Raw genomic sequence first — 11162 nt, 5'->3', positions numbered from 1 at the left:
ATTCCCAAATTAATAATCGAGTAATCCACCCCAATGAATAGCCAACAAGACAAGTCCACTTTTGCAGAAGTCTTCAAACAGTGGGAAGAAAAGAAGAACGATGAAGCCGAGGTCCGGAAAGACCAGGTCGTAGACGGAAAAGTCGTTTCGGTTGATACCGATTTTGTCTATGTAGCTATCGAGGGATTGAAGCAGGAAGGTAGAATTTCCCGCTCCGAGTTTGACGAAAAACCCGAGTTGGGCAGCGTAGTAACCGCGCTCGTAAAACGCAAAGAGTCCACCGATTCCGGATGCATTCTTTCTAAAAAAGAAGCGGACCAGAGAAAGGGTTGGGAAGTAGTCAAAGACGCATTTAAAAATAATTACCAAGTAACCGGTCGGCTCGTAAACGAGATCAAAGGCAAAGGTTATATCGTAAATGTGGAAGGATCCGAATTGTTCCTTCCCGCTTCCCAACTTAGCTATAAGTTCGGAGAAGGAGAAAATTACAAAGGCGTCGAGCTGGATTTTAAGATCATCGAAGTCAACGAGCGGACTCGCTCGGGTGTTGTTTCCCGCAAAAAATTATTGGACGAAGTCAATAACGAGAAGTGGGACGCGTTGGTCCAAAAGGTTAAGGTAGGGGACAAGGTTAAGGCTGTGGTCTCTAAGATCGCGAGCTTCGGGGTCTTTTGCGATTTGGAAGGGGTCGTCGGACTTCTTCGTCAGAAAGATATCTCCTACAAAAAATTCGCACCGTTTAAGCAATATTTTACGATCGGCCAGGAAGTGGAACTCCAAGTCTTGGAAATGGACAAGGAAAATAACAAACTTGCCCTCGGTCTCAAGCAATTGTATGAAGATCCCTGGATCTGGGCACAACGCTCTTTGGAAAAAGAAATGGTCGTTCGGGGAACGGTCACTTCTCTTACCAATTTCGGCGCATTCGTAGAATTGAAAGAAGGTTTGGAAGGCTTGATTCATACTTCCGAATTGACCTGGTCCAAAAAACCTCCTCATCCGAAAGACCTTCTCAAAAAAGGGCAGGAAGTCGAGGCTCTGATTCTGGACATCGATTTCGATAACAGAAGACTTTCTCTAGGATTAAAACAATTACAACCGAATCCTTGGGATACGTTAGGACCGGAAGTTCGCGTAGGGAACACCTTGTCCGGAAAGATCACCGGAATCACCAAATACGGCGCATTCGTAGAAGTGGAAAACGGTATCGAAGGTCTGATCCACATCAGCGATATCACCTGGGACGAAAAACAGAAAAACCCGACTTCTCTTTTGAAAAAAGGGGAAGAAGTCAAGTACGTGATCCTGGACATCAATTTCGACGCTCAAAGAATTTCTTGCGGACTGAAACAGTTGCAGGAACATCCATACGAAGCTTTACGGAATCGTTATCCTGTAGGCTGTGTGGTCGAAGGTAAGATCAAAAGCATCGTGGATTTCGGAATGTTCGTGGAAATAGAGCCCGGATTCGAAGGTCTGGTTCATATTTCGGAAATTCCCGGCGGAAAGGACGTCAATCTTCAGGAGACCTACAAACCCGGAGATATCGTAAAGTGCGCCGTGGTTAAGATCGACTCCAAAAATAAGAAGATTTCCCTTTCCATTAAGGACTTTGACAAGGCCTTAGAAAGAGAAGAGATGGCGAAATATCTCAAAACTTCAGACACTCCTTCCCGGGAAAGTCTGGGAAGTTTTATCAATTCCTCCCTGAAATAAGGGAGGCCAGAAAGCCCAAATGAAGAGGTTCGAGCAAAACTCCACCAATTCCTCCGTGCAGGTGAATGTGGATCCGTATGCGGATCTCAAAGGCGCGGAGCGGGCCTTTACGATCTTTTTTGCCAAGGTCGGAGAATACCGAAAACAGGTTCTGATCGGAGTCGCGATTTTGCTTGTGACGACGGTTGCGGTAGTCGGTTGGAACGAATACAGAGCGGACCAATTCCGAAAAGGAACCATAGCAGTGGAAGCTCTGGAAAAGAAATTTCTACTGAATCCGGGTATCGACATTGCGGAAAAAATCAAGCAGTACGAAGAACTTTCTTCCAATTATCATTCCGAGTCCCTCCGCATCCGCATTTCCAAAACCTTAGGGGACTTGTACGCCCGTAACGGAGAATTCGCAAAAGCGGGCGAAAAATTGGAATGGGCGGGTAAGAAAATCGACGAGTTACCCGAAATCAAGGCGTATTATTTTTATATTGCGGGAAATTACCGGGAAAGCGGCGGGCAGTTTCCCCAAGCGGAATCCGATTTCGATACCGCCGTTTCTCTTTTGAACAACCGAAGAAACGTTTCCGGTTTTTACGCATGGAGTCTTTACCAATCCGGTAGATTGAAGGCCAAGAACGGTAAAAAGGCGGAGGCCAAGGAAAACTTGCGCAAAGTATTGGAGCAGGAACTTTCTTCTCCTTCGGACGAATACAAATCGGTCCGAGAGTTGGCCACGTATCTCTTAGTAAAACTCAACCAAGGAAGTTGATATGCTGACTCTGGCGCTTCCGAAAGGACGGCTTGCGGAGGAGAGTATAGAACTTATGGTCTCCAAAGGTTGGCTGGAAGGCAGACCTGATCCGGATTCCAAAGAATTAATCTATCGGGACCCGAAGGGAAGGGTGCGCATCCTACTCGTGCGTTCCCAAGATGTGGCGACTTACGTGGAGCAGAATGCGGCAGATGCCGGTATCGTAGGTTGGGATGTGCTAAAGGAAGGGGGGTACGACCTGTTACTTCCTTTGGACTTGGGAATCGGAAAATGTAGACTGTCCGTGGCCGCTCCGAACGGTTGGAATTTGAGTTCCGGAAAGAGAAAAGTGCGCGTAGCTACGAAATATCCGAATCTGGCACGGGAATTTTTTCTCTCCAAAGGGATTAGCTGCGAAGTGATAAAGCTCTACGGAAGTATAGAATTGGCCCCTTTAGTGGGTTTGTCCGATTGTATCGTAGATCTGGTTTCCACGGGAAGCACTTTGCGGGCGAATAACCTGAAGGAAATCGAAACTATTTTGGAATCCACGGCGAGGCTCGTATTCAATCGGTCTTCCTTGTATTCTAAGAGACAGGAATCGGGAGAATTTCTGGATTCCTTCGTAGCTTTTGAAAAACGGTTGTGAAATCACGGCCAAAAAAAAACATAGTCGTAAAAAACGATCTTATCTATAGAGAAGAACAATGGCAGTTCCTAAGAGACGAAAATCCAAATCCAAAGTAAGGATGAAGCGTGCACACCACGCGATCGGTAAACCGAACCTAGTTCCTTGTCCGAACTGCAATTCTTTCCGCCCTCCTCACAGAATTTGTCCCGTATGCGGCTTTTATAAAGATCGCGTCGTTCTGGAGCCTAAAGTCAGGAAGTCGAACGAAGAGACCTAATCTCAGTATGGCGCCTTTTTTTCTCGGCGACCGGACCGGAGCCAATCTCCAAATCACTTTTTCCCTCCTGGGGAAGTCCTACAACCGACTGCTTTCGGTGATTTCCGGCAGTCTCCTTAGCGGCATCTAAAGGTTTCTATGTGGGTCGCCGTCGACGGAATGAGCGGCGATTACGGTCCCGATCGGATCGTGGAAGGCGTCGTAGCAGCCGTTAATGAAGACAAACGAAAGGTTGTTCTCGTCGGCAAAGAGGAAGAAATCAGTGAAATTCTTCTGAAATACGAATACGATCCCGAAAGTATTCGTATCGTTCATGCCGGGGAAATCATAGAGATGAACGATTCCCCTTCTATCGCCGTAAGAGCGATGCAGGATTCTTCCGTCGTCCAATCCGCTCAACTGGTGGCGGACAAAACCTGCGTCGGAATGTTTTCTCCAGGGAATACCGGGGCTACTATGGCCGCGTCTCTCCTGTATTTAGGAAGAATTCCGGGTGTTCTCAGACCTCCGATCGCGGCTCCGATTCCGAGAGAAAAAGGTCCTCCCGCTCTTTTGATCGATGCAGGTGCAAATGTGGATTGCAAACCGGAATATCTGGCGCAGTTCGCGATCATGGGGGAAATCTATTCCAAAATGATTTTCGAGATCGAAAGACCTAAGGTAGGTCTGCTTTCCAACGGAGAAGAAGACAAGAAAGGGAATTCCGTCACCTTGAAAGCCTTCGAGTTATTGAGAAAGCTACCGATCGAATTCGTCGGGAACGTGGAGGGCAGGGACTTATACGGCGGTGGCCGCGACGTGGACGTCGTGATATGCGACGGTTTTATCGGAAACATTGTCCTGAAGGCGACGGAGGGGTTATCCAAATCCATCTTTAACGTTTTGAGAGAGAGCATCGCGCAGTCGAGTTTGGCCCAGACGGGGGCCCTTCTTCTAAAACCTACTTTCACCGCTATAAAGAAACGCCTGGATTATGCGGAATATGGGGGCGCGCTTCTACTCGGGGTCGACGGGATCTGCCTGATCGGACATGGTTCGTCCAATGCTCATGCTGTTCGCAGTGCGATTCGAGTTGTGACCGAATGCGCGGAACGGAACGTAAACCGGAGAATTACGGAAAGTATTAAGGAATATGGGATTGGGTAGTCCCCACCCTGCTCTGGGAGGGGGCCGGTGCGGTGGTACCCCCTGCGGTGACGCTCGGACGCGCATAGCATGCAATTTCTCTTACGTAAAGTTTTTTTTGGAAAAATTGTGTGCAGGAGTTCCTGCAGGTTCAAAATCTAAAAAGAAGTTGCCGAAAAGACGTTTTTGTGATAGGCGCTTTGGAGGATTGGCCCACGAGCCCACCTCCTCCACCCGAACCAGGGTGGGGGCCGCACCTTACCCCCCGTACCTCATTACTAGTCCAGAACCTTCTCCTTCATTCGCGCAATAACACCCGATCGCACTCACTCGACTCCTTCCCCCTTAAAACCCCTTGACCCCTAGGAAGGTAAAAATAGGCTAACCGCAGAATCTGGTGAGGAAAGAAACCGATGATTGATTTGAAAGGCAAAAACGCCATTATTACCGGGTCGGCACGCGGAATCGGAAAAGCTACTGCTTTAAAATTAGCACAGGCCGGTGCGAACGTTGTAATTGCAGACTTGAATGAGGAGGCCAGTAAGGCTACGGCCGCGGAAATCGCTAAGGCGACTGGCGTGAAAGCGATCGGAATCTCCGTTAACGTTGCCAACGCGGATTCGGCTCATGCCGGAATCCAGGCGACGGTGGACGCTTTCGGTTCCGTGGACGTTCTCGTTAACAACGCAGGAATTACGAAAGACACTTTGTTACTTAGAATGAAACCGGAACAATGGGATGCAGTGATTGCGGTAAATTTGACCGGTACCTTTAATTGTACCCAAGCCGCCGTCAAATTCATGGCAAAAAATCCGAACGGAGGATCGATTATCAATCTGTCCTCGATCGCAGGCGTGAACGGAAACATTGGGCAAACAAATTATTCCGCATCTAAAGCGGGTGTAATCGGTTTCACTAAAGCTGTGGCTCTGGAGATGGCTTCTCGTAAGGTCCGTTGCAACGCAATCGCACCGGGATTTATCCATACGGAAATGACGGATGCGATTCCTGAAAAATTACGTCTGGCTATGGTAGCGGCGATTCCTTTGAAAAGAGCGGGACAACCGGAGGATATCGCGAATACGATCGCTTTTCTGGCTTCCGATCTGGCTTCTTTTATCACCGGTCAAGTGATAGAAGTGAACGGCGGAGGATTCTTGCCGGGAGTTCAAGCGTAAATTCGTTCGCACTCCCAAGCGATCCTTACTAGAAAAGGCCCGATTTTCATCGGGCTTTTTCATATTTGTTCCGATTTAGGTGAACGCCGTTCGAATCTTTAGAAAGAAAGGCTCTTTTTCTCCTAGCGTTCGTTCGAAAGAGAAGTCGGCTCGCATAACTGGAAGGAATCTAAAGTTGAATCTCCTCTTTTTTTTTGAGCTGGAAAGTTACAATTCTGGAATAAAAAAACTTACTGATCTCGCAAAAGAAAAACTGATTCAATGCGACTTTTCACTTACGAAAAATTTTCTTCGGTTTTTTCTTTTCTAATAGGTTTTTTTCCGAATCTCGCCCGTTAACGCTTGCCAAAACTTTCCGGATAAAAATGTTTAAAAATCGGTGGATGAATTCATCCCCGATTCTAAACCTAACTAAAACTTACATACCACTTCGCTGGTACGGAGGAAACAAATGGCAGATTTCGAAAAGATAAAGTCCATCATAGTTGAGCAACTCGGAGTCGACGAATCCGAAGTTACTCCTGAAGCGCACTTCATCGACGACCTTGGAGCAGACTCCCTTGACACCGTTGAGCTAGTAATGGCTCTCGAAGAGGAGTTCGGTGTTGAAATTTCCGACGAGGATGCTGAAAAGATCCAAACCGTCGGAGACGTTATCAAATTCATCGACGCTCTTAAGTCCTAATCAGACTGGATTTCCGGGTTCTTTTACGGGAACTCGGAACTCTCTTTTCCTTCTTCTTTTATCAAAATCCTTTGATAAAAAAAAATCCCCTCCAAGCAAACGAATCTAAGAAAGCCGTAAGGCTGAAAGACCTTAAAATATTCGCTGAATCGCTCGGGATTCGCTTTAAGAAAATCGAACTTTTGGAACTGGCTTTCGTGCATAGTTCCTATCAAAACGAACATTCCGAATTCGAAGAGGACAACGAAAGACTGGAATTTTTAGGAGATTCCGTTTTAGGTCTAGTAGTCGCAAGATACCTCTATGGTAAATATCCGAAGGCTAGCGAAGGGGAACTTTCACGCCTAAAGTCGAAACTCGTATCGACGACCGTATTGAACTCGATCAGCGACCAACTCGGTCTTAGCGCTCATGTTCTTCTTGGTCGTGGCGAGGGAAGCGGCTCCGGTCAAAAGAAATTAGGAGCGAATCTCTTCGAAGCCTTGATCGGTGCCGTCTATCTGGACCAAGGGATGGAAGCAGCAGAAAAGATTATCCTCAAAAATCTGATCGAATTCGCGGAGAATTCGGAAAAACTGGAATCGGTTAAGGATTTTAAGACCCTTTTACAGGAGGTCTGCCAGAGAAAATTCAAGACGCTTCCCACATACCGCCTGCTTCGGGAATCCGGTCCGGATCATGCAAAAACCTTCCAAGTTTCCGTTAAAATCAGGGATAAGTATGAAACCGAAGGCATCGGAAAAAATAAGAAGTTTGCCGAACAGGATGCCGCACGGAATATGCTACGTATTCTAGGTATCAAGAACGGATAACGAATTTGAATGGAATTCTTCTTTAAAAAAAAGGGACTTCGGGTTCGGGTCGCGGCCCTGATCCGTAACCGAAAAGGCGAAATTCTCCTCCTGCAACAAAGAAAGAAGGACTCCTACTATTGGTTATTGCCCGGCGGGGGAATCGAATTCGGGGAGAATGCGGAAGACGCCCTTCGCAGAGAGTTAAAGGAGGAATTATCCTTGGACGTCACTTCGGCTTCTTTTCTATTCCTGAACGAATCCATAGATCCGAAAGGGAATCGTCATCTGATACAATTGGTGTTCTTAACGAACGTAAGAAAGCAGGATCCGGAAATGAATCTGAAGGAAAAAGCGATCACAGGATTCGGATATTTTCCGATCGCAGCCATCAAGGAGATGGACATACGACCGGACATAAAATCCTATCTTTCTGCCGGAAAATTCAAGCCTTCTCCTTATCTGAAAAGCCAATGGGTGTACGATAAATGAATCCGATCCGGGAAATAAAAGTAAGGACTTCCTCCAAGGAATATTCAGTAATCTTAAATCAAGATTTTCAAGGTTTAAAGGAAGTCGTGGAATCCGTTCGCGAAGTATCTTCGATTTTTATCTTAACCGAAAAGAAATTGTCTAAGTTATTTTCCGGACAATACACTTCCGAGCTTAAGGGCCTGGAACGACCGATTCACGAGATCCATATCCGTAGCGGGGAAAAAAACAAACACATAGGTCGCACCGCGGAAGTCTATAACCGTCTGATTCGATTGGGTGCGGATCGCAAGAGTCTTATCCTTGCCGTAGGCGGCGGAGTCGTCGGTGATTTTGCCGGCTTTATCGCTTCTACTTTCTTGCGCGGAATTAAATTCGCGCAGATTCCGACGACTTTATTGGCCTGCGTGGATTCTTCCGTGGGTGGAAAGGTGGCGGTAAACGCGGATCTGGGCAAAAATATGATCGGCTCTTTCTACCAGCCCGAGTTCGTATTTGCACCTTTATCCGCGCTCGCAAGTCTTCCTAGAAAGGAATGGCGGTGCGGAATGGCGGAAATCGTGAAACATTCCGTTTTGGAAGGCGGGGAATATTTCGAGAAAATCAAATCCCATGATTCGGAGATTTACGACCAAGGATCGGATGTCCTTCATGATTTTATCGCGGAATCGGTACGTTTTAAAGCCAAAATCGTCGGACAGGATGAAAGGGAAGCGGGACTCCGTAAAACCTTGAATTTGGGACATACCACCGCGCATGCGATCGAGTCCCTAACAAAATATCGCAGGTATTCGCATGGAGAAGCCGTCTCGATCGGACTCGTCACCGCTGCGATTCTTTCCTCCGAAAAAGAAGGACTCGATCCGGACTTCATAAATTCCCTGAAAGAGATCCTGAAAAAATACGATTTGCCTTATCGGGACGGCAGCAAATCGAAGAAGGTCGCACAACACGCTCTTCACGATAAGAAAAACGTAGGTTCTTCCGTGCGTTTCGTGTTATTGAGATCTCCTGGAAACGCGGTCTGGGATATCCCCGTATCTTTAGAGGAAATTGCGGACGTTTTTAGACGCCAAAAGAAACTTTAAAAGTCGGAGCCTCGTTCGGATTAGCCTTGATTGCAGGAAGGCGGACCGGTTAAATTGTTCCTTCTAACCTATGTTGGAAATAGTAGAATTATTAAACCCCTTATACTTGCTCGGTTTAAAGGAAAGGTCCTTTACCCAGGACTTCGTTCTCGTTATCTATTTCATTCTTTCGCTTATTGTAATATACAAAAGTTTTGTCTTTTTATTGGATCGCCTGATCCCGCCCGCAGACGCATCGGCACAATACAATAGGAGAAGATTGACCCGGATTTCCTTCGTCTTAGTCGGCGTGATTTCCCTGTTGCCCGTCGTTTTTTCGGGACTTTCTTATCTTCCTACCGTTATGGGATTGGCCGGGGCCGGTATCGTGATCTCTCTCAAGGACGTCACATTGAATTATGTGGGTTGGTTTCTCATCCACGGAAGCAACGGTTTCGAAGTAGGGGACAGGATAGAAATTGAAGGTGTCAAGGGAGACGTGGTCAACATAGGGATCAACCGATTTACGCTCATGGAAGTGAGCGTCGATCCCAAATCCGAGCAATCGACCAATCGTTTGATTCACCTTCCGAATCATTCCGTGATTCTGAATAAAGTGTACGTAATCAAAGAAAAAATGGGGTTTGTCTGGGACGAATTCAAAGTTAAGATCCCTCATTCCGCGGATTGGAAAAAAGCCGAAGAGATATTGAACTCCATTATAAAAAACGAATCCGTGATCGACAGGCCTCAGATCGACTATACCGCTCGCGAACTTTCCAAGAACTATTTGGTCCGCCTAGGGATCACCACGCCGATCGTTTATATTCTTACGGAAGAAGGCGGCGTCCTTTTTTCGTTAAGATACCTGACTCATATCAAGGAAAAGAGAAACCAAAGAGCGAATATCTCCAAGGTCATATTGAGGGAATTCGAAGAGGCTCGGATTCCCTTATTATGAAAATCTATTTTATCCTGTAGATTTGTAAAAAATCCACCGACTTTGCCTGCCCTCCGGGAGCGCCGGATAAGATCACGATGATGTCTCCGGGAGTAAGCCTTTGGTCCTCCGCGAGTTTAGTTTCCATGTAGCGTATCATATCCTGAAACGTGTCCATAAAAGGCATTACGTAAGGTTGGACTCCCCGATATAGTTTCATTTTTCTCGCAGTCGCAAGGTAGGGTGTAAAGGAAAGGATAGGTACCTTCGGTCTCATTTCCGAAGTGATTAACGCGGAGTAACCGCTTCTGGTAAAATTGACGATGGCTCGCGCTCCTATATCGTGGGCGATTTCTCTCGCCGCGGAACCGAGAGCGGCCCTTTCCACTTCCAACTCTGATTTTTTGAGATTCCAGTGGATTTCGTAGATACGATCTATATTTTCCGTTTCCCTTAATATTTTCGCCATCATCTCCGCGGATTCCACAGGATACATCCCGCTGGCGGATTCTCCCGAAAGCATTACGGCATCGGTTCCATCCATAACCGCGTTCGCGACGTCGCTCGCTTCGGCTCGGGTCGGTCTGGGATTTTCCACCATCGATTCGAGCATCTGCGTTGCAGTGATCACCGGCTTTCCCGCGCGATTGGCCTTAAAAATCAGTTCTTTTTGGAGTACCGGGACTTTTTCCGTTTCCACTTCCACGCCCAAATCGCCGCGAGCGATCATGATTCCGTCGGCCGATTCAATGATTTCGTCGATATTCCGGATCGCTTCCGGACGTTCAATTTTCGCGATCAGTCCTATCTGCGAGCCTCTCATCATTTCTCTGGCAAGTTCCAAGTCGCTTGCACGGCGAACAAAACTTAATGCGACGTAATCCACTCCTAGGGTTAAGGCGAATTTCAGATCCGATAAATCCTTTTCGGAAAGCGCAGGGGCGGAGATGGGAGTTCCGGGGAGGTTGATTCCTTTGTTACTTTTTAATATTCCTCCGATCAAAATCCTTAAAACGGCTTCCTTTTCCGTCTTAGAATCCACCTCCAACAGCAATTTACCGTCGTCGATAAGAAGTTTGTCGCCAGTTCTTAGGTCTTCGATTAGAGTGGGAAAGGTAGTGCCGATCGCTTCAGAATCGCCTAGATAATCGGGATCCGCAAGAAGTCGTATCGTTTTGCCCTTTTCGAGTTGGATTTGGGGAACGCGAAGTTTTCCGGTTCGGATTTTAGGTCCCTGTAGGTCAGCGATGATTCCCAGGGGAGTTCCGGATTCGGATTCGCATTTACGCAATTTTTCAAAGACTCTTTTGTGATCTTCATGGGTGCCGTGTGAAAAATTCATCCGCGCGATGTCCATTCCCGCCCTTAAAAGAGCGGTGATGATCGGCTCTTCCGAGGAGGATGGACCTATGGTACAGACGATTTTTGTTTTCTTTTCAGGACTAAACATGAATTGGAGCCTCCGAGATGTTGGACGTATATAAGACCGCGATTTCGTTCTTTACGGGGCAAAAC

General features: G+C 47.0%; 12 protein-coding genes. 11 read left to right on the top strand and 1 reads right to left on the bottom strand.

The annotated features are described in order from the left end of the window. The first annotated feature begins 33 nt into the window (after window positions 1-33). The 11 genes from EHO61_RS09330 (at window position 34) to EHO61_RS09280 (ending at window position 9668) form a co-directional block, all read left to right on the top strand. Window positions 34-1716 carry a 30S ribosomal protein S1 gene (locus EHO61_RS09330; protein ID WP_135813346.1) on the top strand — a complete coding sequence of 561 codons (1683 nt, stop codon included), beginning with the start codon at window positions 34-36 and terminating at the stop codon, window positions 1714-1716. 19 nt (window positions 1717-1735) lie between these two features. After that, a complete protein-coding gene (locus EHO61_RS09325) occupies window positions 1736-2479 on the top strand; it encodes a YfgM family protein (protein ID WP_135813345.1) in 744 nt (247 codons plus the stop codon). 1 nt (window position 2480) lies between these two features. Continuing rightward, entirely contained in the window at window positions 2481-3110 is a 630-nt protein-coding gene (hisG, locus tag EHO61_RS09320) for an ATP phosphoribosyltransferase (protein ID WP_135813344.1), read from the top strand. A 58-nt stretch (window positions 3111-3168) separates the two neighbouring features. Beyond that, the gene (rpmF, locus tag EHO61_RS09315; protein ID WP_010570513.1) at window positions 3169-3369 is read left to right on the top strand and encodes a 50S ribosomal protein L32; all 201 of its coding nucleotides are present in this window, start codon (window positions 3169-3171) and stop codon (window positions 3367-3369) included. 138 nt (window positions 3370-3507) lie between these two features. Beyond that, the gene (gene plsX / locus EHO61_RS09310) at window positions 3508-4515 is read left to right on the top strand and encodes a phosphate acyltransferase PlsX (protein ID WP_135813343.1); all 1008 of its coding nucleotides are present in this window, start codon (window positions 3508-3510) and stop codon (window positions 4513-4515) included. A 392-nt stretch (window positions 4516-4907) separates the two neighbouring features. After that, complete coding sequence (gene fabG / locus EHO61_RS09305) at window positions 4908-5672, top strand: 3-oxoacyl-[acyl-carrier-protein] reductase (protein ID WP_135768129.1); 765 nt, start codon at window positions 4908-4910, stop codon at window positions 5670-5672. Between the two features lie 451 nt (window positions 5673-6123). Then, entirely contained in the window at window positions 6124-6357 is a 234-nt protein-coding gene (gene acpP, locus EHO61_RS09300; protein WP_010412054.1) for an acyl carrier protein, read from the top strand. Window positions 6358-6428: 71 nt separating this feature from the next. Then, window positions 6429-7169, top strand: coding sequence for a ribonuclease III (gene rnc, locus EHO61_RS09295; protein ID WP_135813342.1), 741 nt, complete (start codon window positions 6429-6431; stop codon window positions 7167-7169). A gap of 9 nt (window positions 7170-7178) precedes the next feature. After that, window positions 7179-7640 (top strand): NUDIX domain-containing protein, encoded by a 462-nt coding sequence (locus tag EHO61_RS09290; protein ID WP_135768130.1) that lies wholly within the window; start codon window positions 7179-7181, stop codon window positions 7638-7640. Next, entirely contained in the window at window positions 7637-8728 is a 1092-nt protein-coding gene (aroB, locus tag EHO61_RS09285) for a 3-dehydroquinate synthase (protein WP_135813341.1), read from the top strand. Before EHO61_RS09290 ends, aroB begins: the two co-directional genes overlap by 4 nt. A gap of 70 nt (window positions 8729-8798) precedes the next feature. After that, the gene (locus EHO61_RS09280) at window positions 8799-9668 is read left to right on the top strand and encodes a mechanosensitive ion channel family protein (protein ID WP_135813340.1); all 870 of its coding nucleotides are present in this window, start codon (window positions 8799-8801) and stop codon (window positions 9666-9668) included. Between the two features lie 4 nt (window positions 9669-9672). On the opposite strand, the gene pyk is transcribed toward EHO61_RS09280, so the two are convergent. Next, window positions 9673-11097: a pyruvate kinase gene (pyk, locus tag EHO61_RS09275; RefSeq protein WP_135813339.1), complete on the bottom strand. Its 1425-nt coding sequence runs from the start codon at window positions 11095-11097 to the stop codon at window positions 9673-9675. Window positions 11098-11162: the final 65 nt, after the last annotated feature.

Source organism: Leptospira fluminis (assembly GCF_004771275.1).
Classification (GTDB): Bacteria; Spirochaetota; Leptospiria; order Leptospirales; family Leptospiraceae; genus Leptospira_B; species Leptospira_B fluminis.
This window is presented reverse-complemented; position numbering and strand designations above follow the sequence as displayed.

Coding starts and splice junctions, on each gene's coding strand:
- EHO61_RS09330 (WP_135813346.1), top strand. CDS start 34: ATGAATAGCCAACAAGACAAGTCCACTTTTGCAGAAGTCTTCAAACAG.
- EHO61_RS09325 (WP_135813345.1), top strand. CDS start 1,736: ATGAAGAGGTTCGAGCAAAACTCCACCAATTCCTCCGTGCAGGTGAAT.
- hisG (WP_135813344.1), top strand. CDS start 2,481: ATGCTGACTCTGGCGCTTCCGAAAGGACGGCTTGCGGAGGAGAGTATA.
- rpmF (WP_010570513.1), top strand. CDS start 3,169: ATGGCAGTTCCTAAGAGACGAAAATCCAAATCCAAAGTAAGGATGAAG.
- plsX (WP_135813343.1), top strand. CDS start 3,508: ATGTGGGTCGCCGTCGACGGAATGAGCGGCGATTACGGTCCCGATCGG.
- fabG (WP_135768129.1), top strand. CDS start 4,908: ATGATTGATTTGAAAGGCAAAAACGCCATTATTACCGGGTCGGCACGC.
- acpP (WP_010412054.1), top strand. CDS start 6,124: ATGGCAGATTTCGAAAAGATAAAGTCCATCATAGTTGAGCAACTCGGA.
- EHO61_RS09290 (WP_135768130.1), top strand. CDS start 7,179: ATGGAATTCTTCTTTAAAAAAAAGGGACTTCGGGTTCGGGTCGCGGCC.
- aroB (WP_135813341.1), top strand. CDS start 7,637: ATGAATCCGATCCGGGAAATAAAAGTAAGGACTTCCTCCAAGGAATAT.
- EHO61_RS09280 (WP_135813340.1), top strand. CDS start 8,799: ATGTTGGAAATAGTAGAATTATTAAACCCCTTATACTTGCTCGGTTTA.
- pyk (WP_135813339.1), bottom strand. CDS start 11,097: ATGTTTAGTCCTGAAAAGAAAACAAAAATCGTCTGTACCATAGGTCCA.